Raw genomic sequence first — 26,487 nt, 5'->3', positions numbered from 1 at the left:
TATTGCTTTCCGCAACCGTCTATGGCTAAAACAGCGATGACATTATCGATAATCGCGGAACAGGACAGACAGCATGAACACGACCGCCAGCAGCGAGAAGATCGGCTTTGTCGGCCTTGGCCTGATGGGGCACGGCATAGCCAGGAACATCGTCGACAAGGGTTACCCCCTCACCTTCCTCGGCCGCAAGAACCGCAAACCGGCGGAAGACCTGCTCGGCCGAGGGGCTCGTGAGGCGCCGACCTCCCGCGACGTGGCGGCAGCATCCGACATCGTCTTCATCTGCGTCACCGGCTCGCGCGAGGTGGAGGCCATCATTCGCGGTCCCGGCGGCCTCAAGGAGGGCTTGAAGAGGGGTTCGGTCGTCGTCGACTGCTCGACCTCCGATCCGGTCTCGACGGTGGCGCTCGCGGCCGAACTCAACGCGCTCGGCGTCGACTATGTCGACGCGCCGCTCAGCCGCACGCCGAAGGAAGCCTGGGAGGGCACGCTTGACGCCATGGTCGGTGCGCCCGACGCCGTCTTCGCCAGGGTCAAGCCGGTGATCGACACCTGGGCCGGTCGCATCGTCCATATCGGCGATACCGGCGATGGCCACCGCATGAAGCTGCTCAACAATTTCATCTCGCTGGGCTATGCCGCCATCTACTCGGAAGCACTGGCCCTGGCGGAGAAGGTCGGCATCTCGCCGCCGCGTTTCGATAGCGTCATCCGCAACGGCCGCATGGATTGCGGCTTCTACCAGACCTTCATGCGCTGGACGCTGGAAGGCGACCGTGATGCCCATAAATTCACCATCGCCAATGCCTTCAAGGACCTGACCTATCTGGAGTCGATGGCGGGCGCGGCCGGCATCGCCAACCCGCTCGGCAACGCCACCAAGAACTCTTTCGCCGGCGCTCACGCAACCGGTCCGGCCGAGCAGTTCGTGCCTATGCTGGCGACCCATATCGCCAAGATTAACGGCGTCGACCTGATGCCGATGAAGGACGGAAAGAAGCAGACGATCTGAGGACCCGGACGGCTGGCTTACCGCCGACCCCGTCCGATCCCCTCATCGGTGTCGGCGAGCAGCTTGTGCACGGCGTTGCGCGCCGCCGCGGGACGCTGCAGGCGGATGCTTTTCTCGATCGCCTCGTGCAGTTTCTGCGCCCGCCGCTGATCGCCGACCTGGCGCGTGGTGAAGGCGAAGAGATGGTCGAGCGCCGACTCGATCAGTACGCCGAGCGGCACCAGGAGATCATTGCCCGACGCGCGCAGGATAGCGAGATGGAAGCGTGTGTCGGCGCGGATGCGCTCGGCCAGGTTGGCCGCCTCGCCCATTTCGCGGCAAGCCAGGCTGATCTCGGCCATCTGCTCGTCGCTTCGCCGTATCGCCGCGAAGGCCGACGCCTCCGGTTCGATGATGTGGCGGAACTCCTGAACGGTGCGCAGGAACGCCTCGCGATCCGGTGCGGTCGCGTACCAGGCCAGCACGTCGCGGTCGAGCAGGTTCCAGCGCTCCTTCGGCTCGACCCAGCTGCCGATCTTGGGACGCGATGCCAGAAGGCTCTTGGCCATCAGCATCTTGATCGCCTCGCGCACCGCCGAACGGCTGACATTGAAGGTTTCGGCCCATTTGGCCTCGTTGGGCAGGATGGTGCCGGGCGGATAGTCGCCGCGCACGATCCGCAGGCCGATCTCGCCAGCCAGCGAGGTATGGACACTGGCGCCGGCAAAATGCGCCGCGTCGGCCCGGCGCGCCGCGGCCGGCCTGCGACCGGCCTGCGCCCTGGCCCGGTTGGCTCGCCTGTTTGACGTCTCGTCCGGCATCCACGTTCCAATGCGTCGGCCGTATCTTGTCCCGGGCACACTCCGGAACTGTCGGGTTCGCCAACTCGGTTGCCGAAAAATCCGAAGCATGGGCACGACAAATCGGGAGCCGTTGGCCCCTGAAATGTCCGCCCAATCATCCATCGAGGTAGGGGGCGCCCGCTGGCGAGCGCCCCGGATCGAAAAACCTACTTCTGGATGCAGGTGTCGACCGTGTCCTTGGTACATTCGTCGAGGCCGGTGAAAACCGGATCGTCGACTTTCTTGCCCTCGACCAGATCGATCATCACCGACGGCGCCTTGTAGCCCATTTCGAACGGCCGCTGGCCGACCAGCGCGGTGACAAGGCCATCCCTGGCGATCGCCACCTCGTCTCCGATCGTGTCGGCGGCGCCGATGACGAAGTCGTTCTTTGCCAGCCGGTCCTTCAGCGGGCCGATCAGGTCACGGTAGGGCTGCGGCGCGCCGAACAACGGCCAGCCGCCCATGATGCCGAACGCGTCGAGCTTGGGATTGGCGGCGAGGATATCGGTCATCGCCTGCACGCCCTTGGCGCCGTCGTCATTGGTGAACACCGGGCAACCGGCGACTTCCGTCCAGCCGCCTTCGCCGGCAAGCGCCGCGAGGCCTTCCTTGCCCGTCAGCGCGTCTCGCATGCCCTGCGCGCGGCGCAGGATATTGTCCGCCGCGGGATTCCCCTCGATGGTGCAGATCGTGCCGCCATTCGGCTTGGCCTTCTTGATATACTCGCCGATCTTCTTGCCCATCAGATAGTTGTCGGTGCCGAGATAGGTCTTGCGCAGTGCCGCGTCTTCCTTGGCGAGATCGGCGTCGACGGTCATGATCGGGATCGTCGGATTGGCGGTCTTGAGCGTCTGCGCGATCAGTGGCGCGTTGGACGGCGAGATCGCCATCGCCACCGTGTCGGCCTTGCTCAGCATATCCTGCACGATCTGCGCCTCGCCGGCCTCGTCGGAAGTCGATGCGGGGCCTGTGTAGAAGCATTCATATTCCGAACTGGCGTTCTCCTTGTTCCATTTCTCGCAACCCTGGTGGATTGCTTCGAAGAACGGATTGTCGAGGCCCTTCACCACGATGACGAGCTGCTTCTTGGCCAAAGCTGGCCCGGCGCCCAACGCCATGGCGGCGACGGCGGCGAGCAAAACTGTTTTCCTCATGTCAGTCCTCCCTTGGAAACAGACGGACACGGCGTGCCCGCCACACAAACCAGCCTGGATGCCAGACGGCAAGTCGAACGCTTGAGCCGTCAGGCAAGGCCGATTGGCATTTTCAGATGCGACCGGACCGGCACGCGCCGGCACGACCGATGATCTCCCACCGGTCCGGCCGTCGACAACGGCTTGGGACCGGCAAATCTTCCTCCGACCATCAGCTAATAACGGCGAGCCGCCAACGTCAATTGCTATTTGTCCTACAAAACGGATTTTTCGAAAACACGCGTCACTATTCATCGGACAAATACCCCCTTCCTGTTCGTCCGACAATTGACGCCCGCACGGGCATTTGCGTAAATGCCCGTCATCGTTGTTTCCGGGAGGAGCTGGGAGCGCGACGCAAGAGCTGCGCCCCGTCAGGCACGCAGCAAGGCATGGGGAGGCAAAAGGCTGGTGGCGGTTCTCGAACTCACCAACATCTCGAAGCATTTCGGCGCCATCCAGGCGGTCAACGACGTGTCGCTGTCGATCGAGCCCGGACAGGTGGTCGGGCTGATGGGCGATAACGGCGCCGGCAAGTCGACGCTGGTCAAGATGATCGCCGGCAATTTCCGTCCGAGCCATGGCACGATGCGGATGGACGACAAGGAATTGATCCTGCACAAGCCGGTCGAGGCGCGCCAGCACGGCATCGAGATCGTTCACCAGGACCTGGCGCTCTGCAACAATCTCACGGCGGCGGCCAATGTCTATCTCGGCCGCGAATTGCGCCGTGGCGTCGGCCCGTTCCGCATCCTGGACTATGCGGCCATGTACAGGCGCGCCGGCCAGATCTTCGCCGAGCTGAAATCCGAGACCCGCCCGCGCGACCTCGTCAAGCAAATGTCGGGCGGCCAGCGCCAGGCGGTGGCGATCGCCCGTACCATGCTGTCGCAGGCCAAGATCGTGCTGATGGACGAGCCGACGGCGGCAATCTCGGTCAGGCAGGTCGCCGAAGTGCTGAACCTCATCCGCCATCTGCGTGACCAGGGCATCGCGGTCGTGCTGATCAGCCATCGCATGCCCGACGTCTTCGACGTCGCCGACCGCGTCATCGTCATGCGGCGCGGCAGCAAGGTCGCGGACAAGACGATCGCGTCCAGTTCGCCCGAGGAGGTCACCGGGCTGATAACCGGCGCCATCGAGCAGGCGGCGTGAGAGCGGCGGCTAAACCGGGTTTCATTGCGCTGGCGCGTTTCGCGGCCGGCAGGAAAGGTCGATAATGGCAGTCACCCTTGACCAGACGATCGCGCAGAAACAGCACACTTTCCTGTCGCGCCTGTTCTCCAGCCAGACGTTCTGGGTGGTGATCGCCGTCATTCTTGCCTGTCTTTTCCTGTCCTTCGCCACCGATGCCTTCGCCACCTCGAAGAACCTCTACAACATCACCCGCAACATCACCTTCGTCGCCATCGTCGCGCTCGGCATGACGTTCGTCATCATAACCGGCGGCATAGACCTGTCGGTCGGCTCGGTGCTGTGCCTGTGCTCGATGGTGCTGGCCGTGACCATGCATGCCGGCTACTCCATCGAAATCGGCATCCTGGCCTCGGTCGCCACCGCGCTCGCCATCGGCGCCTTCAACGGTATTCTGATCGCATATCTTGGTTTCCCGCCCTTCGTGGTGACGCTCGGCATGCTGTCTATCGCCCGCAGCCTCGCCATGGTCGCCTCCAACAACACCGTGGTCTTTCAGTTCGGGCCGGACCACGCCAAGCTGCTGGCGCTTGGCGGCGGCGCCTGGCTTTTCGGCATCGCCAATCCCGTGCTCTACATGATCGTGCTCGCGCTGATCACCGGCTTCGTCCTGCGCTGGACCAAGTTCGGCCGCCACATCTTCGCCATCGGCGGCAACGAGCACGCGGCGACGCTGACCGGCGTGCCGGTGCGCCAGATCAAGGTCGCCGTCTACATGATCTCGGCGCTGTCGGCCGGCATTGCCGGCATCGTCGAAACCGGCTGGCTCGGCGCCGTCACCACCAATCTCGGCAACGGCATGGAACTGCAAGTGATCGCCGCCACCGTCATCGGCGGGGCCAACCTGGCCGGCGGCGTCGGCACAGCCTTCGGCGCCATCGTCGGCGCTGCCCTCATCGAGGTGATCCGCAACAGCCTTGGCCTGCTTGGCATCAACGCCTTCTGGCAAGGCACCTTCATCGGCGGCGCCATCCTGCTGGCGGTTCTGTTCGACCGCGTCCGCAATTTCAGGCGCAGCGAATGAGGGCTCCTCGGCGTCGAAGCGCTATTCGTTCCGGTTCCTATCGCTCAGTCTGAAAATCGGCTGAAGCCGGCCGCCATTGGTACCGGCCTACGACCGATGCCTTGACGGATACCGAAAACCAGCCGCACAATCCCCATGCAGGCGAAGGGAGGCCAGTCGCTTGCGGGAGGATATATCCATGACGGAAGCGATCAGGCTCTACTGGGGCCGGTTCGGACATGTTTCTGTCCTGAATGTCTCGAGCGACTTCGTCACCCATGCCCATGTCGAGGCACATCTGATCATCTGGCTCGAAGGCACCGCTGGCGAGATGACCATCGGCCGTGAGACGGTCTGCCTCGGCCCGGGCACCGCCGCCGGCATCAACTCGCTGCAGCCGCATAGCCACGTTTTGTCCCAGGACGGCAGGCCGGGCTTGTTCCTGGCCTTCTACATCGACCCGGACTGGGCGCGGCGGCGCCGCGACCTGCCGTCCAGCGCGCCGCTGTTCTCGCGGGCGGCAATCGCGCTCGAGCCGTGGCTGCACCAGGCCGCCGCCAGCCTGCTCGATCATCTCACCGACAACGAAAGCGTCGACGATGTCGCCAATTACGAGATCGAGCGCTTCATCGATTCAGTGCTCGATGCCGCCGACGCTTCGGCGCCGCAGGAAGCGCGCGGCCGCATAAACACCATGCAGGACTTCCGCGTCCGCAAGGCGATCCAGTTGATGAAGGCCAATGTCTGCGAACGCATCTGCTTCGACGACGTTGCCCGCGCCGTTGGCCTGTCCAGGCCGCACTTCTTCGCCTTGTTCAAGGAACAGACCAATCTGACGCCCAACGTCTACTGGAACACGCTGCGCATGGAGGAAGCGGTGCGGCAGTTGCAGTGGTCGCGGGAGCCGCTGATCTCGGTCGCCTGTAGTCTCGGCTTCACCACGCAAGGCAATTTCTCGCGCTTCTTCCGCGACCATGTCGGTGTGCCGCCGACGCTCTACCGCGAGGCCGCGCGGGCAATGGCCTGAGCCGGCGGCCCGCTGTTTTTCAGACTGGTTGATACACACTCAAGACGCATTGATAAGCGCTGCCCGATCCGGCGCCCTACCTTGCCGCAACGATCATTCGCAAGGGAACTCCACATGGCCAAGGTCACCATCTCCAGCGTCATCGACGCGCCGGTCGAAAAGGTCTGGGCCCGTATCCGGGACTTCAACGGCCTGCCGGACTGGCATCCGCGCATGGTGGAAAGCCATATCGAGGACGGCAAGGACGCGACCACGATCGGCTGCGTGCGCAACTTCCAGCTGGCCAGCGGCGCCCGCCTGCGTGAAAAACTCCTCGACTTCTCCGATGACGATTTCCTCGTCAGCTACTCCATCCTCGAGACACCACAGCCGCTCACCAACCACAAGGCCACGCTTCAGCTCAGGCGCGTCACCGACGGCGACCGCACCTATGCCGAATGGAGCGCCAGCTTCGACGCAGCGCCGGAGGAAGCCGACAAGCTGGCCGAGGGCATGGGCGCCAATGTCTTCCAGGGCGGCTTCAATGCCCTGAAGAACCATTTCGGCCAGGACTGAAGGAGCGCACGATGGCGCTGGCGCTGCAGACTTTTGCAACGGTAAAGGACGCCAATACCGCGCTGAAGTCGGCCGGCACACGCTATCTCGGCGGGGGTACACTCGTCGTCCGCGCGGCCAATGAAGGCGACGTCTCGGTTTCCGGGCTGGTCAGGTCGACCGACCCGGCCCTGTCCGCCATCGAGGTCAGCGGCGGCAAGGTCCGCATCGGCGCCTCGGTGACAATGGCGCGGATCGCCCGCCATCCGGAACTCGGTTCCCTTGCCATGGCCGCGCGTGCCGTCGGTGGCCCGGCGGTCCGCAACATGGCGACCGTCGGCGGCAATCTTTTCGCGCCTGCGCCCTATGGTGATTTTGCCCTCGCCTTGCTGGCGCTCGATGCAACGGTCAACACCGACGAGGGCCAAACACCCATCGAGACCTTTCTTGCCGGCCGGGATGACAGCCGCGCTATCGTCACATCGGTCAGCTTCACCAAGGCCGACAGCCTCCGCTTCCTCAAAGTGTCGCGGGTCAAGCCCAAGGGGATCTCGGTGCTGAGCATCGCCGTCGTTCTGGAGCAGGCTGCGGACGGGACCGTGTCCTCGGCGCGGATCGCGCTCGGCTGCATGGCCGACAGGCCGGTGCGCGCCAAGGCAGCCGAAAAAGCGCTGCTGGGAAAGACGCTTGGTCAAGACGGCATCGCGGCGGCTCTGGCCGCCGCGGGTGAAGGCACAGCGCCGATCACCGATCCAATCGCCAGCGCCTGGTATCGCGCCGAAGTGCTGCCGGTCCATCTCGGGCGGCTGCTGCTGGGTTAGGCGAAAGACACATCGGGGGCGCGCGCTTGCCCTGCGGGGCAGGCGCGCAAGGAGGAAGAATGGCAAAGGTCCCGGTTCAATTCACGCTCAATGGGTCTGAAAAGGCCGAATTCATCGACAGCGGCACGACGCTGCTCAATGTCTTGCGCGACAAGATCGGCGATACCTCGCCAAAGGGCGGCTGCCACCAGGGCACGTGCGGCGCATGCTCGGTCATCATCGACGGCGAGTTGAGGCTCTCCTGCCTGACGCTGGCCGAGACCTGCAACGGTGCAACGATCACCACCACATCCGGCCTCGCCGAAGGCGGCGTGCTGCACCCGCTGCAACGCGCTTTTCTCGACACATTCGCCACGCAATGCGGCTTCTGCACGCCGGGTATGATCATGGCGGCCAAGGTACTGCTCGACCACACGCCCGATCCAAGCCGCGAGGACGTCGTCGAGGCACTGTCCGGCAACATCTGCCGCTGCACGGGTTACGAGCCGATCATCCAGGCGGTGCTCACCGCCGCCCGCGCCAACTCGCAGAACGCGGCCTGAGGGACCAAGGAATGGAACTGCGCAAGGACTATTTCGCCGATGTCCGCAAGGACGACCTGCACGAGATCGGCCAACCGAGGCCACGTTCGGATTCACCCGGCCACGTCACCGGCAGGACCGCTTACTTCGCCGATCGCAATTTCCCCGGCATGCTGCACCTGAAGATGGTGCGCAGCCCGCACGACCATGCCCGCATCCGCTCGATCGACACCTCCGAGGCTGAGAAGCATCCGGGAGTGGTCAAGGTGCTGACCGCCAAGGACGTGCCGCACAATGTCTACACCATCCTGATCCTGATCCAGGTCGGGCCCGAGGATGAGACGGTGCTCGCCGACGGCAAGGTGCGCTGGAAGGGCGAGGCCGTGGTGGCCGTGCTGGCGGAAACGGAGCGAGCCGCCCAGGAAGCCGTCGCCAAGGTCAAGGTCAACTACGAGGTTTTGCCCGCCGTCTTCGACATGGAAGAAGCGCTGAAGCCCGGCGCGCCCGTCGTCAATGAATATCACGGCCAGAACTATTACCTCTACGACAGCGGCGAGTGCCGCAAGGTGCGCTTCGGCGATGTCGACGCGGCCTTTGCTCAAGCCGATCACGTACTCGAGCAGAGCTACCAGTCCTCACCCATCGAGCACGCGCCGACCGAAACCACAGGCTGCGTGGTTGCGCCCGAAGGCAATGACCGCTTCACCTGCTACACCAATACGCAGGCGATGTTCTTCACCCTCGACAACACCTCGATCATCCTGCAGATGCCCGGCAGCAAGCTGCATTTCGTAGGCGGCACCGTCGGCGGCGGCTTCGGCGGCAAGGTCGATGTCATTGTCGAACCGATCGCCATCCTCGGCGCCAAGCTAACCGGGCGACCGGTCTGTTTCATCTACAGCCGCGAAGAAGAGATGCAGATTTCCTCGCCTCGCGCGGCCGAAAAGGTCGTCATCAAGGACGGCGTCATGAAGGACGGCCGTATCATCGCGCGAAAAGTCACCGGCTACACCGATGCCGGCGCCTATTCGCGCCACTCGCCCTATGGCGCCCAGAAGGGCGCTGGGCACTATCCCGGCCCCTACACCATTCCCAATGTCTGGATCGACACTTACTGCGTCTACACCAACCGCACACCGTCGTCCGCCATGCGCGGCTTCGGCGTCACCATTGGCGACTTCGCGCTGGAGGTGCAGATGGACAAGCTGGCGCGGCTGATCGGCATGGACCCGCTCGAATTCCGTTTCATCAACGCCTATCGCGACGGCGACATGAAGGCGCACCGCCAGCCGACCGAAGGGGCGGCCTTGATCGAATGCATGCAGGAAGCCTCGCGCGCCGCCAACTGGCCGGTGGCGGAAAAATACATGGCGATGTCCTCCTACAAGAACGGAGCTTGAGATGGCGATCCGGCGCGGACGCGGCGTGGCCGCGATCAATTATCCCACGGGCATGAACCTTGGTGGCGACCCGACCCAGGCGCTGGTGCATTCGACCCCGACGGGCAATTTCATGGTTACGCTGTCGTCGGTGGATCTTGGCCAGGGCATGAAACAGATCATGGCGCAGATCTGCGCCGAGACGATCGGCGTGCCGACCGACCGCGTCGTCGTCGACACCGCCGACACCGATACCGGCCCGCACTGCATGGGAACCTTCGCCTCACGCGGCACCCACCGCGCCGGCAATGCCGTGATCCAGGCCGCCAGGGAAGCGCGCCAGGTGATGCTGGAAGTGGCGGCCGAGGAGATGGAGGTGAATGCGTCGGACCTCGAAACCGACGGCCAGGGCAACATCCTGGTCAAGGGCGCGCCACAGAAATCGATGTCGATCTTCGACGTCGCGCTTTCGGCGCATTTCAAGCGCGGTCGATCGATATCCGGCCGCGGCATGTTTTTGATCCCTCGCTCCTATCCGGAGAAGGAAACCGGCGCGATGAAGCCGTCGACCTGCTACGCGCACGCCTGCACGGTGGCGGAGGTCGAGGTCGACGACGAGACCGGCGAAGTAACCGTGTTGACGGTGAAGAACGTCTTCGAAATCGGCCGCGCGCTGAACCCGAAGATGGTCGAGCAGCAACTGGTCGGCGGCTCCTGGATGGGCATCAGCCATGCGCTCTATGAGACGACCGAGCCCTATTATCCCAACCGCGACCATGGCGGCACCGACTTCAACCAGTACCTGATGCCCGGTCCCGGCGACCTCGCCGAAACCGAGATCATCGTGCTGGAGCGGCCGTCGGCCGACGGCCCCTATGGCGCCAAGGGTCCCGGCGAAATGTGCGCCAACCCGCAAATACCGGCGGTCGCCAACGCCGTCTTCGATGCCGTCGGCGTGCGCATCGACACGTTGCCGATCACGCCCGAGCGCATTTTGCGCGCGCTGAAGGCGCAGGCTTCCAACTGAGTGCCGAAAATGCCCGAGGCGAACACCGAGACTGTCGCAACATCGCCGGAGGCGGTGGCACAGCATCTCGCCGCCTCGCGCTATCTCGCGGATGACAGCCTGGCCACAGCCATCTTTCTCGCCATTCGGCTCGGCAAGCCGCTATTGCTCGAGGGCGCGCCAGGCGTCGGCAAGACGGAAGCGGCCAAGGCGATCGCGGGGCTGCTCGGCCGCGATCTGGTGCGGCTGCAATGCTACGAAGGCATCGACGCCGCGCACGCGCTCTACGAATGGAACTATCAGCGCCAACTGCTCGCCATTCGTCATGCCGGCGAGCATGAGATCGACATCTATGATGACCGTTTCCTGATTGCCCGGCCGCTGCTTCAGGTGTTGAAGGCGCCGCGGCAGCGGGTGCTGCTGGTCGACGAGATCGACCGCTCCGACCATGAATTCGAAGCGTTGCTGCTGGAGTTCCTCTCCGACTTCCAGATCAGCATTCCCGAGCGCGGCACCATCCGCGCTGAGGCACAGCCCATCGTCATCCTGACCTCGAACCGCACCCGCGAGCTTGCCGAAGCGCTGCGTCGCCGCTGCGTCTATCACTGGATCGGCTATCCCGACGCCGAACGCGAGGCAGCCATCATCATGCTGCGCGCCGGCGAAGTGGCCGAGGCCACCGCGCGCGCCGTTGCGGCAGCGGTGCGGACCATTCGGGCCCGGCCGCTGGCCAAGCCACCCGGTATCGCCGAGGCGGTCGAATGGGCCAACGCCGCGACCATTCTGGAGAAAGGCGGCAGCCCGTGGCCGGAAGCCTTCCGCCGCGCCATCGGAGTGCTGATCAAGGACGAGGAGGATTTGTCCTATATCGCGACCGAGCTCGGCCGCATCGTCGAGGAGGCGCTGGCGTGAGCCGTCCTTCGGACCCCCGTAAACGGGGCGAGGAGAGCCTACCCCGCGCGGCCGCACCCCTCCTCGGCTTCTGTCGCCTGCTGCGCTCCTACAGTTTCGCCATAGCCCCCGAACAGGTCTCCAGCTTCATGCAGGCGGTAACGTTGCTCGGGCCCCGTTCGATGACCGACATCCGCGAGGCGGCTCTTGCCACACTGGCGCCGCCACCCGACCGCCGCGAAGAATTCGAGGTGCATTTCCAGAGCCATTTTTACGGCAACGCATCGGCCGTGGTCGAAGGCGACGCCGACGAGGAAACCCGTATCACGGATGATGGCGGCGCCGACGACGAACGGATCGAAGCCGAACAGCGTCAGGAAGGCGGTGAGCTTTCCTCGGCGCTGGAGCAGCTGAGCGTCCGCGACTTCCAGCGCGACGACGACAGGCTGAGCGGCTTTCGCCGCCAATTGTCGAGCGCCTTGCCTGCTCGCCGCTCCTTCCGCACGGTGCGCACCCATTCGCGCGGCAAGCTCGACCTGCGCCGCTCGCTCAGGGAAATCGTCAGTGCCGATGGCGATGTCCCCTCGCCACTGTTGCGCCGCCGCCAGACCGTGCCGCGCAAGTTCCTCATCCTCATCGACGTCTCCGGCTCGATGAAGCTGCATACATCGGACTATCTGAAGCTCGCGCACGCCGCCGTGCAAGGCGCGGATCGCGCCGAGATCTTCACCTTCGGCACGCGTCTGACCCGCATCACCACGGCTTTGCGCATACGCGACCGCGACCAGGCGCTGGCACGCGCGGCAGCCCAGGTCGACGACTGGGACGGCGGCACCCGCATGGGTCCGACGCTGCTTGCCTTCCTGTCGGTACCACGCTTCTCCTCGTTCGCGCGCGGGGCCGCGGTCGTCATCCTGTCGGATGCGCTGGAGCGCGGCGACCATGCCGAACTGGAAACGGCGATGCGCCGGCTGAGCGCCCGCGCCTTCCGGCTGTCGCTGGCGACACCTTTGGCCGGCGACCCCAGGTTCCAGCCGGCAACGGCAGCACTTCGCGCCATCCTGCCGGTGCTCGACGATCTGGTCGACGGCTCGTCGATGAGCAGCCTCACCGATTTCATCCTGTCGCTTGCCCGCCCTGCCCCAAGGGCAGCGACAATCTGGAAAAGGGTATCATGATGCAGAAAGCCATCGACGCACATTTCCACATCTGGCGCCAGCAGGACCAGCCGTGGCTGGTCGGGCCGATGGTGCCGCGCATCTTCGGCCCCTACGAGCCGATCCGCCGCGACTACCCGATCGCGGAGTTTCTCGCCGACCAGCAGGGTTCCGGCGTGGAAAAAGCGGTCTACGTCCAGACCAACTGGGCTAAGGAGGATTTCGAAAAGGAAGTCGCCTTCCTGCAGAAAACGGCTGATGAGACCGGCTGGCCGCACGCCATCGTCGGCTATACCGACATGACGGTGGACGATGCCAGACCCCAGATCGACCGCTTGAAAAAATATCCGCTGCTGCGCGGCGTGCGCATGCAGTTGCATTGGCACGAGACGCCGGCCTTCCGGTTCGCCACGGGTCCCGATCAGGTCATCGACCCGAACGTGCGAGCCAATGTGGCGCGGCTGAAGGACTATGGCCTGTCCTTCGACCTGCAGCTTTTTCCTGCGCAGATGAAGGACGGGCTGACGTTGGTCGGGGAAAATCCCGAAATCGATTTCATCCTCACCCATGCCGGCATGCTGACCGGCATGGATCAGGAAACCACGGAAGCCTGGAAAGCTGGCCTGCGCACGCTGTCTGCGGCGCCGAACTTCTACGCCAAGCTGTCCGGTCTTGGCACCTTCGTCCACCGCAACGATCCGGCGCTGATCGCCTATATCGTCGACAACGCGATCGGGATACTAGGCGCGGACCACCTGATGTTCGGCTCCAACTTCCCGATCGAGAAGTTGTGGACCAGCCACGCCGAGCTGATCAAGGCGCACCGCGATGCGGTGGCGAAGCACGGCGCGGCCGCCGAGGCGGACATCTTCTGGAATACGGCAGAGAAGGTCTATCGACCGGCTTGACCGTCCGGCATCGCCGCGCCGTGGGCGCGGCGATGTTCCGGCAAAGCTTTATTGCGTCGGCAGCATGCCTTCGACGTCGCTTGCCGCATCAGCGAGCGCTGCCTTCGGCTCAGCCGACTGGTCGACGATGCGGGACAAGTTGTCGACGATGGTCTGCGTCACCTTCACACCGTTGGTGCCCGGGAAAGCATACCACGGAATCATCCGCGGCATCTGGCTGAGGCCGGCCTGGAACAGCGGATTCTTCTTGTAGAAATCGCCGAGATATTCCGGCGATTTCGCCGCGAGCTCGTTGTTGGGGACATAGCCCGTACCCGGCACGACGACCGACGCGCCATAAGGGCCAGCTGCGAATTTCGCGAACTTCCAGGCGGCGTCCTGCTTGGCGGGATCCTTGGTCAGGATGACCACGGCATTGCCGCCGGTCGGCAGATGGCCGTTGACCGGATCGATCAGCGGGATTTTGGCGGTGCGCAGCGTGAACTTGTCGCCGACATTCTTGATCGTGTTGACCAAGGCGCCGGTGGTCTGGAATTCGAAGCCGACCTTGCCGGCCGCGAAAGCCTGCTCGCCAGCCGGCTTGGTGAAGACCGGCATGCCGCCCTCCTTCACCATCCGCTGCAGTATCTCGACCGCCTTCTCGCCTTCAGGCCCGTTGAACGCGACCTTGCTCTCGTCCTCGTTCAGCATCTTGCCGCCAGCGCCGAACAGCAGCGCCGAGAACATCCAGTCGTCGCCCTGCCAGCGGAAGTCGATGCCGTCGACGCCATTGCCGAGCGCCTTGATCTTGCCGCCGAGCGCGATCACCTCGTCCCAGGTCTTGGGCGGATTGTCCGGGTCACCACCGGCGGCTTTCACCAGGTCGGCATTATAATACATGATCGGGTTCGAGGTGGCGAAGGCCAGCCCAACCTGCTTGCCGTTGACCTGCGCCAGTTTCAGGATGGTGTCGGAGAAGCCGAGCTCCGCCATGTTGCCTTCCTTCTTGACCAGCGGGCCGAGATCGACGGGAACGTTGCGCTCGTTGACCATGCGCAGGCGGTTCAAGCCGATGAAGGTGATGTCGGGCATTTCGTCGGTGCCGGCCTGGCGAAGGATGGTCTGGATGCCTTCCTCGTAGGTGGCGGACGGGCTGGCGAACTGGATCTTGATATCAGGGTTTTCTTCCATGAACTTCTTCGAGATCGTGTCCATCACGTTCTTGAAGAAGCCGGGCATCGGATAATGGACCGTCAGCGTCGTGTCGGCATAGGCCGGAAGGGCGAAGGTCAGCGAGACCGCCGCCGCCGCGATAATCCTGGGAAGTTGCTTCATGTGCTCGTGCTCCTGGTTCGACCCGGTCAACCTTTGAGACCGGTCATGGTGATGCCTTCGACGAAGCGCTTCTGTGCGAACAGGAAGGCGACGACGAGTGGAAGGGTGATGATCAGCGTGGCGGCCATCAGCGCGCCGTAGTCGTCGCCTGCCTCGGCGGCGCGGAAATACATCAGGCCGAGCGGCGGCGTGGCGTAGGCCTGCTTGCTGACGACGATCAGCGGCCAATAGAGATCGTTCCAGTGGGCGACGACGGAAAAGATCGCGAAGGCGGTGACGGCCGGCCACGCGTTGGGAACGATGACGCGCGCGACAATGCCGAGTTCGGACATGCCGTCCAGCCGCGCCGCGTGGATGAGGTCATCGGGCATGGCGCGGAAGAACTGCAGGAACATGAAGATCGCGAACACCGATATGGTGAACGGCGCCACCAGCGAGGTGTAGCTGTTGAGCAGCGACATGCGGTCGAAAGCGACATAGAGCGGCAGCGCCGTGGCGTGGATCGGCACCAGCAGGCCGAGCATGACCAGCACCATCATCAGCCGGGCGGCACGGAATTTCAGCTTGGCCATGGCGTAGGCGCAAGGGATGGCGACCAGCACCTGGAAGAAGAAGATCAGGCCGCAGACGACAACGCCGTTCCACAGCAGCGTTGCCATTGGCACCTTGTTCAGCGCCTTGGCGAAATTCTCGGCGAAGTAGAAGTGCTCAGGCATGAGCGACAGCGACGAGGTGAAGATGTCGCTCTGCGTCTTGCCCGCGGTCGAGATCATGAAGATGTAGGGCGCAAGGATCATCAGCGCACCAAGCGAAAGCAGCGTGAAGCGGATGAAGCGGCCGGCCGGGATGCTGGTCATGTGTAGTGCACCCGCCGGTCCAACACGCGATATTGCAGGAACATCAGCACGACGAGGATCGCCAGGAAGACCACCGTCATTGCCGAGGCATAGCCGACACGCAGATAGACGAAGCCTTCCTGGTAGATGGTGAACAGCAGCACTTCGGAGGCCTTGTTGGGTCCGCCGTCGGTCAGCATCTTCACGGTTTCGAAGACCTTCACCGCATTGGTGATGCTGATGGTGACGACGAACAATGTCGTCGGCCCGAGCATCGGCCAGGTGACCAGGAAGAAGCGGTCGAGCGCCGATTTCGCACCGTCGACGTGAGCAGCGGCATAGAGCTCGCGCGGGATCGCCGTCAGGCCGGCCAGGAACAGCACCATGTTGAAACCGACCGACTGCCAGACGCCGATGATCGACAGGCTGTAGAGCACGGTGTTCGAGGCGCCGAGCCAGTTCGGGCCGGGAATGCCGGCCAGCGAAAGCAGCGCGTTGAGCGGCCCGATCGTCGGATGGAAAAGATATTGCCAGACGGTCGCCATGGCGACGATCAGCGACGCCACCGGCAGGAAATAGACGGTGCGGAAAAAGCCGCGCGCTCGCGGCTCGCCTTCGATCAGCAAGGCAACGCCGAGGCCGAGCACGATCGAGACCGGCGCCACGATCGCCGTATAGACCGACGTGTTCCACAGTGATCTGCGGAAGGTGCGATCGGTCAGGAGATGCGCGTAATTCTCCAAACCGACCAGGCGGAATTTGCCGTAACCGAGCTCGAAATCGGTGAAGCCGAGAAAGATGACGGCAACCACCGGCAGCAGCACGAACAGCAGCAAAAGCACGATCGCCGGAGCCGCCAGCAGCCAGGCGATCCGGTCCTCGCTGCGCCGATGAAATGCGGCGGCGCTCGGGACATTGCCCGCCACCGCGACGCTAGACATAGGCCGGCTCCTGGCGCGCGGGCGCGGCACTCGCCGTGCGCAGCCGCCTTCCCTCCGGCCCGAAGACCATGGCCTCTTCGGGTGACAGAAAGACACCCACCGGCATTCCAGCAATCAGGTTCCTCGCCTCGTGCGGCGCCAGCTTGGCTATGACGATGTCGCCGGTCGCGTCCAGCCGGCAATGGGCAATGACTTCGGATCCCAGGAATTCCAGGCGCTCGATCCGCCCGCCAAGGCCGCTCCGACCGCTGGGCGAAAGTTTGACGAATTCGGGCCGGATGCCGAGGCTGACCGGGCCATTGGCCACTTTCTCAAGCAGAGCCAGCCGGATGCCCTCAAAACTCACCCGACCGTTTTCGGCGAGCGCCGGTATGATGTTGATCCTGGGCTGGCCAACAAAACGGGCGACCTGGATATGAGCCGGATCGTTGTAGATCGTCTCGGGGGCGGCCAGTTGCAGCAGATTGCCGCCAATCATCACCGCCACGCGGTCGGCCATCGAAAGCGCTTCGGCTTGGTCATGCGTCACATAGAGCGTCGGCACGCCGGCGCGGCGGTGCAGTTCGACGATCTCGCCGCGGGCATGGACGCGCAGATTGGCGTCGAGATTGGAAAGCGGCTCGTCCATCAGGAAGATGCTGGGATGGCGCACCATGGCGCGCGCCAGGGCCACGCGCTGCCGCTGCCCGCCCGACATCTGTCCCGGCTTGCGGTCGAGCAGATGGTCGATCTTGAGCACCGTCGCCATCTCGCGGACATCGCGCGAAATGCCGGTGCGGATTTCTTTCTGGCCTGGCAGGACGGAGCCGACCAGCGGCAGCCGCTGCGTCCGGCTCAACCGCTTCATGGCCAGCGGAACCGCGATGTTCTGGCCAGCCGTCAGATGCGGATAGAGCGCGTAGGACTGGAACACCATGGCGATGTTGCGGTCGGCCGCGGCAACCGCCGACATGTCCTTGCCGCCGACGAATATCTCGCCGCTGTCGGCATGATCAAGCCCGGCAAGAATGCGCAGCAAGGTGCTTTTGCCGCAGCCCGAGGGGCCGACCAGGGCAATGAACTCGCCCGCTTCGACATCAATGCTGACGCCGTTCAGGACGGCATTGCCGCCAAACGACTTATTCAGGCCGCGAAGCGAGAGCGCACTCATGACGCGACCCTCTTTCGAACCTTGTGCGCCTCGTGCGGATAAACCTCCTCGACCATGTCATCGAGGACGTGGACGGCCATGCCGGGGACCGCGACGATCTTGCTGGTGACCCTGTCACCAAAATCATGGGCGACCGCGCCGAGCAGCCGCTCGCCCGGCATGTCGCGCTCCATGTCGCCGACGACGAAGGCCGCCGATGGGCCCCATACCAGCGCTGTGTTTTCGTATTTGCCTTGCCATGCCCGGTGCAGGTGACCGCTGGCGAACAGCGCGACGTCGTGGGCGGCGATCAGATCGTAGAGCCGTTGGCGTTGTGCCGGGCGGATGCTCCAATAGCCGGTATCACCTTCACCGGGTTCGTCGATGAACAGCGGCTTGTGGGCGAAAAGCGCGAGGCGCCGGCCGCCGCGGCTTTCCAGCACGGTTTGCAGCCATTCGAACTGTTTTTCCTCTTCGGCGTCTTCAAAGCCCATCAGCAGGCTGTCGAGCCCGATGAAGCGCCAATTTCCAGCGTCTTCGCTCCAGTAGTCGGGGCCGACCAGCTGACGCCAGCGCTGAAGGCGTTCGGCATTGACCGGCTGCAGCGAGCCGGGCAGATGACCGACATCGTGATTGCCGGGCACAAGCAGCATCGGGACTGAAATCTCCCGCATCAGATTCATGCAGAAGCTGATGTCGGCATCCTTGTCGGCACCATCGACGCTGAGGTCGCCTGTGTGGATGACGAGGTCGGCGCCGCTCTGCTCGATCCAGGCGGCCAACGGCGCCCAATTGCCGTTGAAATGCGGCTTGGTCGGGCTGAAATGGGTATCGGTGATCTGGACGATTTTCATGCCGGCTCCACTGCGAGAGCCGGCTGCCGGAAAACCACGGGCCGGCGACTTCGCGTGTGGCTTCCTTAGTGCCGTTACATGTCACTTCCTTAACAGCATGGGGACAAATGTTCGCGCCGCGCCGATAGCCCCGGCCGGCGGCTAGCTTTTCACCTCGAATTGCGGATCGACCGGGATCTGCATGGCCGTGACCAGATGGTTGGTCTGGCCGGCCAAGCCGATGATCGAGATCAGTTCGCCAAGCTGCGCGTCGGTCATGCCCTTGGCGCGCGCGGCCGCCGTGTGCGAGTGGACGCAATAGGAGCAGCCGTTGGCCGTCGAAACCGCGATGTAGATCATTTCCTTGGCCAGCGGGTCGATGGCGCTGTCCGCGACCATCACCACCTTCAACTGCTCCCAGATCCGCTTCAGCGCTGCCGGGTCATTGGCCAACCCGCGCCAGAAATTGTTGACGAAATCCGATTTGCGCGTCACGCGGATATCGTCGAACACCGCCTTGACCGCCGGGATCTTCTCCACCTCGGTGTCGCTGAGGAGTTTTGTGGTGGCCATGATGTGGTCCTTTCGTTTCGGCGCCGGTTGATTGAATCGGAAGCTCAATAGCCTCCCGCAGTCCATTCATTTGATTGGCACATTAGCCCTTTCTGCGTCATAGCGGCAGCGTCAGGATGTGTTGAGATTCAGGTCAGGCCGAGTCGAAAATGGTTGATAGCGAGAACCGGAGCGGAGCGTACTTTTCGTACGTGAGCACCGGAAGCGCAGGTATCAGCCATTTGCAGGCCGGCCTCACCTGAATATCGGCACATCCTAATGCACCGCCGCATACATGATCTTCTCCTCCGTCGCCTCCGCCGGCGAAAACTCTTCCACGATACGCCCCTGCCGGCACACGAGAATGCGGTCCGACAGGTTCATGATCTCCGGCAAATAGGACGAGATGACCACCACCGCGAGCCCGTCGTCGGCGAGCCGGTTGATGATCTGGTGGATCTCGGCGATGGCGCCGACATCGACGCCGCGCGTCGGTTCGTCGAAGATGACGATGCGCGGCTGCTGCACCAGCCCCTTGCCGATCACCACCTTCTGCTGGTTGCCGCCGGACAGCTCGACCACACGCGCATTGTCGTTGATCGTCTTGATGTTCAGCGTCTTGGTCCATTCCGCCGAAAGCTGACGCATCTCCTGCTGGTTGATCACCCAGGCCTTTTCGCGGCCAGCCGCCAGCAGCCCGCCGAACAGGTTCTCGGCAATCCCCATCGTCTCGAAGATGCCTTCGCTCTTGCGGTCCTCGGTGACGTAGACGATGCCGTCGGCCACCGCTTCGCTCGGCACGAGATAGCGCACCGGCCTGTCATCCAGCTCGATCGTGCCGCCGCGCAAAAAATCGCGCTTGTAGATGCCCGACACGATCTTGAAGGTCTCGGTGCGGCCGGAGCCGATCAGCCCGAACACGCCGGTAATCTGGCCCTCGAAGATCGAAAAGGAATTGTTGCGCACGACATTGCTCATCGAGATGTCCTGCACCGACAGCACCTTCTTGCCGGCCTTGCGCAGCCTGGCCTCGTCACGCTGGCGGTAGATCTGGCCCGACAACGTGCGCCCGACCATGGCGGCGACGATCCCGTCCCGGTCGAAGGCCGACGTTTCGTCGGTGATGACCAGCTCGCCGTCGCGCAGGATGGTGATGCGGTCGGCGATCATCAGGGCCTCTTCCAAGGCGTGGCTGATGAAGACGATCGACACGCCGTTCGTCTTCAGCCGCCGGATCAGCGCGAAGAAATGCCGCTTTTCCTCGGGTGTCAGCGTCGCCGTCGGTTCATCGAAGATGATGATCTCGGCATTGTGGTGGACGGCGCGCGCGATCTCGACCATCTGCCGCTTGGCGGCACCCAGCGTCGCCACCATGGCGTTCGGATCGACCGGAAAGTTCAGCGACTGCAGGAACTGCTGCGCCGAAATATACGTGCCGCGCAGCCGGTTGAGGAACTTTTCCGTGCCCAGATAGAGGTTTTGCGCCACGGTCATCGACGGCACCAGGCTGGTCTCCTGGAACACCATGGCGATGCCGGCTTCGAGTGCGGCATGCGGCGAGGCGTAGGCGATCTCCCGGCCGTTGTGGAACATCTTGCCGGATGTGGCGTCGACGACCCCGGCGATGATCTTGGTGAGCGTCGATTTTCCCGCGCCGTTCTCGCCGAGCAGCGCATGGATCTCGCCCTTGCGCAGGTCGAAGCTGACGTTCTTCACCGCCGGCACGCCGCGATAGGTCTTGGTGACATTCTCCAGTCGAACGATCGGTTCCATCAGAAGCCTCCCATGGCGAGGTCAACGGCCAGAATGCAGTCGCCACCCCTGGAAGCTATGAACAATTGGCCGCCCTTCTCCACCACGCTGCAGATGCCGTGGCGCGAGCCATTGGCGCGGCTGTGCAGGCTGAATCGCGGCTGCAACTTTTGATCCAGCCTGACCACCAGCCCGTAGGAGCGGCTCGGCGACCATGGCTTGTGAATGCCCATTGTGCGGATGCCGCCGCATTGCAACGGCTCGAGGAAACTGCGGTTGGATGCCAGCGCGGGAGCAATCCAGTAGGCCGGCGGCACCTGGTCGATCATGTCCTGGCGATAGGTCGTTTCCTGCAGCACGAATTCGATCAGGCGGTTGCGCGGGGCGAACAGGGTCAACCAAGCGCCGCCATCACTGGCCGGCGCGAGTCGCGCGGGATAGCCCGGCAGATGCGTCAGCACCGTCGAGCGGTTGCCGGTCGCGCCATCGAAGCGCACAAGTTGGTGACGCCAGCTCTCGCTCACCAGCACATCGCTGCCAAGGGTGTGAAGCCCGTAGGGAAAGGCGATGTCACCGGCCACCTTGCGGAACGCGCCACCGGCCGGGTCCCGTTTCCAAAGCGAACCGGAGGCGCCCTTCTTCATCAGGTCGGCGGCCCATTGCGAAGGCCAGAATTCGGCCGAACCATTGGCCAGCCACAGCGTGCCGTCTCCTGCATAGGCCAGTGCGGTGACGCAGCCGATATCTGCCGGCAAGGACACTTCCCTGCTTGCGATCAACAGCTTGCCGCTCTCCAGCCCCACCGTCAGTTCGCCTGAAGGCGACATCGCCAGCGCCGTGACGGAAGACGGAAAGGTCTCGACCACGAAAGGTTCCGCACCAGCAGCAATCACGTGGACGGCGTTGCCGCTTGATGCCAGCAGCCGGCCATCGGCAACCAGCAGATTGTCAGGCTCGGTCAACTCGGCGAAAGCCGGTGCATCGTCGAGCCGCGTGTTGGGACGGAAGGCGCCGTCGAGTGGCGGGATGGTGACCGCCTTGCCACGGAACATGTCCAGGATCGGATCGAGGATCATGGCTGAGCGCCCCAGTACGAAGCAGGGCTGGTCCAGTTCGGGTCGGCGCCTGAAATCTTGTAGCGGCCGATGCGGTTGTTGAGGATGCCGCCGACGAAGAGATATCCCTTGTGCTCGCGCATCGAGGTGACCATCGGGTGAGCGCCGCCTGTCAAGTCACCCATCGCCTCGACGATGCCGCCCTTGTCGTCGAATTTCACCACGCCGCCGGTGTTGATGTTAGGGAACAGCCATTCGTCCTGCGGCAGCCGGCGCGTCATGCGCTTGCGCATGTCGGGGTGGCGCAGCGAGAGGTCGAAGCTTGGCGTGCGCATGCCCAGCCACGCCATCCAGTAATTGCCGTCCGAGGCGCGGTTGATGTTGTCGGGATATCCCGGCATGTCGCGGATGACGCATTCGGCCGTGCCGGCCTTCGGCCCTTGCAGCCAGTAGCGATGCACGCGGCAGGCCCAGCTTTCGGCGAAGAACAGCGACTTGCCGTCATGGGCCATGCAGACGCCGTTGGTGTAGCGGTAACCGTCGAGCAGCGTCCTTGTCGACCCATCCCGGGGATCGTAGACCAGCAGCCGGCCGGTGGCGCGGTTTTCGATCGAGTCCAGCGCCCAATCATGAGCGTCGTATCGCTTCGTTGAATCCGTAAAATAGATGCGGCCGTCCGGCGCGATGTCGCAGTCGTTGGGATCGCGCAGCCGCGCATCGTCGACGATCGAGGTCCAGGAACGCGACGTCTCCGCCGACAGGCGTTTCACCTGGCGATCCGGCGAGACCGAGTAGAGCCCCATGGCGCCGACGCAGCTGATCAGATTGCCCGCTTTGTCGAACGCGAGCCCCAGCGGAAAGCCGCCGATGTGGGCGAACACTTCCGACCTGACATAATCCGGCGCGAAGAAACGGACGATCTCGCCGTGGCGGGTGCCGCAATAGAGATGGTCGTCGCGGTCGAGGATGACGTCTTCCGGTCCTTCCAGTTCGCCAAGCCCGATATGGTCGGCGGCCGACAACCGGTTGTCGAGTGCGTAAGGCGTGCCGGAGCCCGGCACCGCGGACAGTGTTTCGCCCATCTTGAGATAGACCGGCGCGACATAGACCTCGTTCAACACCTTGTGGCGGTTCTTCAGCCAGCGGATGTCGATGGTCACCGCCACCGCCAGCATGATGCCGAGCACCATCTGGTTGGTTCCGGTGCCGTAGCCCAGCCGGATCAGCCCATTGGTCATGGTCAGCACGATGATGGCGCCCATCAGCCCCTTGATCACCGAGCCTCGGCCGCCGCCAAGGCTGACACCGCCGACCACCGCCGCCGTCAGCGCCATGATTTCGAGGTTGAGGCCGGTCCCCGGCCCTGCCCCGCTCAGCCGGCAGGCGATAAGAAAGCCGCCGATGGAGGCGCAGAAACCGGAAAAGACATAGGTCATGAACACCGTGCGGCGCACCCGGATGCCGGCATTGTGCGCCGAACGCCGGGAGCCGCCGACCGCCAGCACATGCCAGCCCGGCCGTGAGCGCGTCAGCGCTATATGGGTGATGATTGCCAGGATTATCGCCAGCCACACGGAGACCGAGAGCCCCCAGAAGGTGCTGTCGCCGATGAAATCCAGCACATCCGATTTGGCCTGCGAAAGCTGTACGTCGGCGGCGTAGGTGGTGACCAGAATATCGAACAGCGCCCGCCCGAAGATGAAGGTCACCAGCGTGGTGAGAAAGGCGCGCAGCCTGAGATAGCCGACGAGATAGCCGTTGATCGCTCCGAAAACCAGGCCGGTGGCCAGCGAGGCGGCCAGCGCCAGCCAGATCGATTGTTCAAGGATGAAGAAGACATAGACGGCTGAGAAACAGGACAGCGCGAAGATCGAACCGACCGACAGATCGATGCCGCCGCCCAGCATCACCACGGTCATGCCGGTGACGACCATCGAGAACTCGCCGAGCTGCCGGGTCGATTCCTGCAGCGAGGATAGCTTGAAGAAGCCCGGAATGATCGAGCCGAACACGCCGAGCGTCGCCACCAGCGCCAGGAAGGGTATGGCGTTGTCGGTCCAGCGCTTGGTCAGTATCTCGCCGACGAGATGGTCGGGCACGAGATTGTAGCGCCAGGACTGGAGGCGTTCGCGAAAGGTCATCAGGTCACTGCTGCAAGAGAAACAAGCGAAGAGGTGGCCGGGCAATCCGGCCACCTCGTTGACACCTACAGGAGACGATCGACCTACTTCGCCGCCGCCTCGGCCTGCAGCGCCTTCAAATCCCAGCAGCTCTCGGGCTTGAGGTCGGCCTTGGTCGTCGCCTTCTCCAGCGTGTAGATGTAGGTGTGCGAGGTACCGGCCGGCTGGCCACTCTGCAGCAGGAACTTGATGATGGCGTTCATGTCGCCCGACTGGCGGGCGAGATCGGTCATCACCACGGCGCCATAGGTGCCGTCCTGCAGCTTGTCGCAATCGGCCGCCTTTTCGCCGCCGCCGGTGGTGACCAGGAACACCTTGCCGTCGAGCTTGGCGTCGCGGATCGCGGCCGATGCGCCGGTGGCGTCACCGTCCCAGAAATCGATGATCGAGCAGATGTCCGGGTTCTGCTGCAGCATCGTCGTCGTCACATTGCGCGAGGTCGTCGCGTCCCAGTTGGAGTCGGGCTTGGCCACGACCTTGAAGTCGGGATGCTTGTCCAGCACCTTCATGATGCCGGCATATTGATAAAGGCTGGAAGAGTTGGCTTGGTCGCCCTGCACCAGCCCGATTTTCTTGGACGAGTTCTCGCCGCAGCCCTTGATCGCCGCTTCCGCCTCGAGTTGGCCGAGCCGGTCCCAGTCGCTGCCGACGAAAGCGTCGGCGGGGAAGTTGGCCGGATTGTCGACGAGTATCACATAGGTGCCGGCGGCCTGCGCTTTCTTCATCAGCTTGGAATAGGAGTTGAGGTCCGGTGCATGGATGATCAGCACATCAGGCCTGGTATCCGACGAGATGGCGTCGGTGATCGCCTGCGCGCCGGCATCGACGACCCAGTTCGGATCGCGCGTCTCGAACGTGCCGCCCCATGCGTCGACCTCCTTCTTCAGATAATGCGCCCAACCCTGTGCCAGGTCGAAGCCCATCGCCAGTGGCACCAGCATGACGCGCTTGCCTTTCAGCGCTTGTGCATAGGCAGCGGGGCCTGGATCGTCAGCAGCGAAAGTCGGCGCCACGAAGGCGGTGACAGCAAGGGCTGTGGCCGCCGCCATGAGTGTTCTGATCGGTTTCATGTCTCATCCTCTGGTTCGGTTTTCATTGCCGGAAGATCGTCTTGATCCCACCGGGTACCCCGAGCAGATGGGCCAGCCCATCTGCTCTAAATGTCGCCCTGCTGTGCAGTCTGTTCGTCGCGCGGATTGATGATGCCGTCGACGATGATGGCGCCGAGCAGGATCGCCGCCTTGATCAGGTTCTGGTAGAGCAGCGGGATGTCGATGATGGTCATGGCGTTGAGCAGGATGCCGATCAGAGCCGCTCCGACCAGCACGTTGCGCACCCCCCCTCGCCCGCCCGACAACCCGATGCCGCCGATCACCGCCACCAGCACGATGTCATAGAGCAGCGTTGAATTGACGATCCGGGTGTTGATCGAATGCAGGCTGGCCGCCGTCAGCAGGCCTGCGATCAGCGCCACGAAAGCAGAGAGCACATAGCGCAGCACCAGCATCGGCCGCACCGGAATGCCGATGTTGCGCGCCGCGACCGGATTGTCGCCGGCGAAATAGATATAGCGGCCCCATTTGGTGTAGCGCAGGAACAGGAAGAACAGGAAGGCGAGCCCCGCGAAGACGAACACCTCGATCGGGATGTCGAGGAAGCGCAGGCCGCCGAGCAGTTCCACCCAGTGACCCTGTGGGACCGGCACGGCATCCTGCGTGATCAATTGCGAACGGACATAGCCGAACACGAAGGAACCGGTCGCCAGCGTGACGAAGATCGCCGGCACATCGGCGTAGGCGACGAGAAAGCCGTTGAGCAGCCCGATGGCGAGCACGCCGGCCAGCACATAGGCGAAGGCCAGCCCATCCGGTGTTCCGGTGTTGAGCAGTTGCAGGTACCAGGCGACCGACATCGCCATGATCGCCACGGCCGACAAGTCGATGCCCCGCCCGATGATGACCACGGCCATGCCGAGCGCCAATATGCCGAGCACCGACACCGAGCGCACGATGGCGACGAGGTTGTTGGGATCGATGAAGCCGGGCAGGCCGATCGCCGCGGCGACGAACAGAACCACCGCGATGGCAAAGACAATGCCTTCCTGGTTCAGACTCCTGAGACTCGGCCGACCGATTGCGTTCATTGTCCGTCTTACCCCGGTGGCAGCCCTGCCACCCCTGGGACGGAAAGCTAATCGGCTCAGCGTCGCTTCGTCAAATGAATCCGCGTTCAACAATCCATGCTCGCGACGATATTCGACGGGTGGCCGGAATGATTGCCGAAACTGGCGCAATATCCGGAAAATCCAGCACTTTTGGTGATCCGTTTCGCTGATTGGCGCACCGGCGAAAGCTCCGCTTCAAGGCAAGGCAACGCGGCGGAACTTTCGCCCGGTTTGAACAGCATTCGGCTGGCTCAGCCCATA

26 protein-coding genes are annotated in these 26,487 nt (G+C 63.6%); 12 read left to right on the top strand and 14 right to left on the bottom strand.

Features of this window, described 5'->3' with window-relative positions; genetic code table 11:
• The first annotated feature begins 73 nt into the window (after window positions 1-73).
• Window positions 74-1,012: an NAD(P)-dependent oxidoreductase gene (locus LB556_RS19410; protein ID WP_224569339.1), complete on the top strand. Its 939-nt coding sequence runs from the start codon at window positions 74-76 to the stop codon at window positions 1,010-1,012.
• Between the two features lie 17 nt (window positions 1,013-1,029).
• Here the strand turns inward: LB556_RS19410 and LB556_RS19405 are convergent, their stop codons facing one another.
• Complete coding sequence (locus LB556_RS19405; RefSeq protein ID WP_224569338.1) at window positions 1,030-1,812, bottom strand: FadR/GntR family transcriptional regulator; 783 nt, start codon at window positions 1,810-1,812, stop codon at window positions 1,030-1,032.
• Window positions 1,813-2,000: 188 nt separating this feature from the next.
• On the bottom strand, window positions 2,001-2,990 hold the full coding sequence (locus LB556_RS19400; protein WP_224569337.1) for a sugar-binding protein: 990 nt from the start codon (window positions 2,988-2,990) through the stop codon (window positions 2,001-2,003).
• A 450-nt stretch (window positions 2,991-3,440) separates the two neighbouring features.
• On the opposite strand from LB556_RS19400, the gene LB556_RS19395 reads away from it, so the two are divergent.
• The 11 genes from LB556_RS19395 (at window position 3,441) to LB556_RS19350 (ending at window position 13,470) form a co-directional block, all read left to right on the top strand.
• Window positions 3,441-4,184 carry an ATP-binding cassette domain-containing protein gene (locus LB556_RS19395; RefSeq protein ID WP_224569336.1) on the top strand — a complete coding sequence of 248 codons (744 nt, stop codon included), beginning with the start codon at window positions 3,441-3,443 and terminating at the stop codon, window positions 4,182-4,184.
• A gap of 64 nt (window positions 4,185-4,248) precedes the next feature.
• The gene (locus LB556_RS19390) at window positions 4,249-5,247 is read left to right on the top strand and encodes an ABC transporter permease (protein WP_224569335.1); all 999 of its coding nucleotides are present in this window, start codon (window positions 4,249-4,251) and stop codon (window positions 5,245-5,247) included.
• 178 nt (window positions 5,248-5,425) lie between these two features.
• Complete coding sequence (locus tag LB556_RS19385) at window positions 5,426-6,253, top strand: helix-turn-helix domain-containing protein (RefSeq protein WP_224569334.1); 828 nt, start codon at window positions 5,426-5,428, stop codon at window positions 6,251-6,253.
• A 114-nt stretch (window positions 6,254-6,367) separates the two neighbouring features.
• On the top strand, window positions 6,368-6,808 hold the full coding sequence (locus LB556_RS19380; RefSeq protein WP_224569333.1) for an SRPBCC family protein: 441 nt from the start codon (window positions 6,368-6,370) through the stop codon (window positions 6,806-6,808).
• A gap of 11 nt (window positions 6,809-6,819) precedes the next feature.
• On the top strand, window positions 6,820-7,608 hold the full coding sequence (locus LB556_RS19375; protein ID WP_224569332.1) for an FAD binding domain-containing protein: 789 nt from the start codon (window positions 6,820-6,822) through the stop codon (window positions 7,606-7,608).
• A 59-nt stretch (window positions 7,609-7,667) separates the two neighbouring features.
• Window positions 7,668-8,150: a (2Fe-2S)-binding protein gene (locus LB556_RS19370; RefSeq protein ID WP_224569331.1), complete on the top strand. Its 483-nt coding sequence runs from the start codon at window positions 7,668-7,670 to the stop codon at window positions 8,148-8,150.
• An 11-nt stretch (window positions 8,151-8,161) separates the two neighbouring features.
• Entirely contained in the window at window positions 8,162-9,529 is a 1,368-nt protein-coding gene (locus LB556_RS31650) for a xanthine dehydrogenase family protein molybdopterin-binding subunit (RefSeq protein ID WP_263485365.1), read from the top strand.
• Between the two features lies 1 nt (window position 9,530).
• Window positions 9,531-10,535, top strand: coding sequence for a xanthine dehydrogenase family protein molybdopterin-binding subunit (locus LB556_RS31645; protein WP_263485364.1), 1,005 nt, complete (start codon window positions 9,531-9,533; stop codon window positions 10,533-10,535).
• A 9-nt stretch (window positions 10,536-10,544) separates the two neighbouring features.
• Complete coding sequence (locus tag LB556_RS19360; RefSeq protein WP_224569330.1) at window positions 10,545-11,426, top strand: AAA family ATPase; 882 nt, start codon at window positions 10,545-10,547, stop codon at window positions 11,424-11,426.
• 80 nt (window positions 11,427-11,506) lie between these two features.
• Window positions 11,507-12,583: a vWA domain-containing protein gene (locus LB556_RS19355; RefSeq protein WP_224569421.1), complete on the top strand. Its 1,077-nt coding sequence runs from the start codon at window positions 11,507-11,509 to the stop codon at window positions 12,581-12,583.
• A complete protein-coding gene (locus LB556_RS19350) occupies window positions 12,583-13,470 on the top strand; it encodes an amidohydrolase family protein (RefSeq protein ID WP_224569420.1) in 888 nt (295 codons plus the stop codon). The genes LB556_RS19355 and LB556_RS19350 overlap by 1 nt, the downstream gene beginning before the upstream one ends.
• A 48-nt stretch (window positions 13,471-13,518) precedes the next feature.
• Here LB556_RS19350 and LB556_RS19345 read toward each other — a convergent pair whose 3' ends face one another.
• The 12 genes from LB556_RS19345 to LB556_RS19290 all read right to left on the bottom strand — a co-directional run bounded on the left by LB556_RS19345 (window position 13,519) and on the right by LB556_RS19290 (window position 26,468).
• Entirely contained in the window at window positions 13,519-14,784 is a 1,266-nt protein-coding gene (locus LB556_RS19345) for an ABC transporter substrate-binding protein (protein WP_224569329.1), read from the bottom strand.
• A gap of 26 nt (window positions 14,785-14,810) precedes the next feature.
• Window positions 14,811-15,641 (bottom strand): carbohydrate ABC transporter permease, encoded by an 831-nt coding sequence (locus LB556_RS19340; RefSeq protein WP_224569328.1) that lies wholly within the window; start codon window positions 15,639-15,641, stop codon window positions 14,811-14,813.
• The gene (locus LB556_RS19335; protein ID WP_224569327.1) at window positions 15,638-16,561 is read right to left on the bottom strand and encodes a carbohydrate ABC transporter permease; all 924 of its coding nucleotides are present in this window, start codon (window positions 16,559-16,561) and stop codon (window positions 15,638-15,640) included. Before LB556_RS19335 ends, LB556_RS19340 begins: the two co-directional genes overlap by 4 nt.
• Window positions 16,554-17,711: an ABC transporter ATP-binding protein gene (locus LB556_RS19330; RefSeq protein WP_224569326.1), complete on the bottom strand. Its 1,158-nt coding sequence runs from the start codon at window positions 17,709-17,711 to the stop codon at window positions 16,554-16,556. The genes LB556_RS19335 and LB556_RS19330 overlap by 8 nt, the downstream gene beginning before the upstream one ends.
• Entirely contained in the window at window positions 17,708-18,544 is an 837-nt protein-coding gene (locus LB556_RS19325) for a metallophosphoesterase family protein (RefSeq protein WP_224569325.1), read from the bottom strand. Before LB556_RS19325 ends, LB556_RS19330 begins: the two co-directional genes overlap by 4 nt.
• Before the next feature lie 141 nt (window positions 18,545-18,685).
• Window positions 18,686-19,096 carry a carboxymuconolactone decarboxylase family protein gene (locus LB556_RS19320; RefSeq protein WP_224569324.1) on the bottom strand — a complete coding sequence of 137 codons (411 nt, stop codon included), beginning with the start codon at window positions 19,094-19,096 and terminating at the stop codon, window positions 18,686-18,688.
• A 255-nt stretch (window positions 19,097-19,351) separates the two neighbouring features.
• Window positions 19,352-20,848, bottom strand: coding sequence for a sugar ABC transporter ATP-binding protein (locus tag LB556_RS19315; RefSeq protein WP_224569323.1), 1,497 nt, complete (start codon window positions 20,846-20,848; stop codon window positions 19,352-19,354).
• Window positions 20,848-21,903, bottom strand: coding sequence for a hypothetical protein (locus tag LB556_RS19310; protein ID WP_224569322.1), 1,056 nt, complete (start codon window positions 21,901-21,903; stop codon window positions 20,848-20,850). The genes LB556_RS19315 and LB556_RS19310 overlap by 1 nt, the downstream gene beginning before the upstream one ends.
• Window positions 21,900-24,023 (bottom strand): ABC transporter permease, encoded by a 2,124-nt coding sequence (locus tag LB556_RS19305; protein ID WP_224569321.1) that lies wholly within the window; start codon window positions 24,021-24,023, stop codon window positions 21,900-21,902. Before LB556_RS19305 ends, LB556_RS19310 begins: the two co-directional genes overlap by 4 nt.
• 83 nt (window positions 24,024-24,106) lie before the next feature.
• Window positions 24,107-25,132, bottom strand: a complete 1,026-nt coding sequence (locus LB556_RS19300) for a sugar ABC transporter substrate-binding protein (RefSeq protein ID WP_224569320.1) — start codon at window positions 25,130-25,132, stop codon at window positions 24,107-24,109.
• Between the two features lie 86 nt (window positions 25,133-25,218).
• On the bottom strand, window positions 25,219-26,205 hold the full coding sequence (locus LB556_RS19295; protein ID WP_224569319.1) for an ABC transporter permease: 987 nt from the start codon (window positions 26,203-26,205) through the stop codon (window positions 25,219-25,221).
• A gap of 86 nt (window positions 26,206-26,291) precedes the next feature.
• Entirely contained in the window at window positions 26,292-26,468 is a 177-nt protein-coding gene (locus tag LB556_RS19290) for a hypothetical protein (RefSeq protein WP_224569318.1), read from the bottom strand.
• Between the last annotated feature and the right edge of the window lie 19 nt (window positions 26,469-26,487).

Source organism: Mesorhizobium sp. ES1-4 (assembly GCF_020164745.1).
Lineage (GTDB): Bacteria > Pseudomonadota > Alphaproteobacteria > Rhizobiales > Rhizobiaceae > Mesorhizobium.
This window is presented reverse-complemented; position numbering and strand designations above follow the sequence as displayed.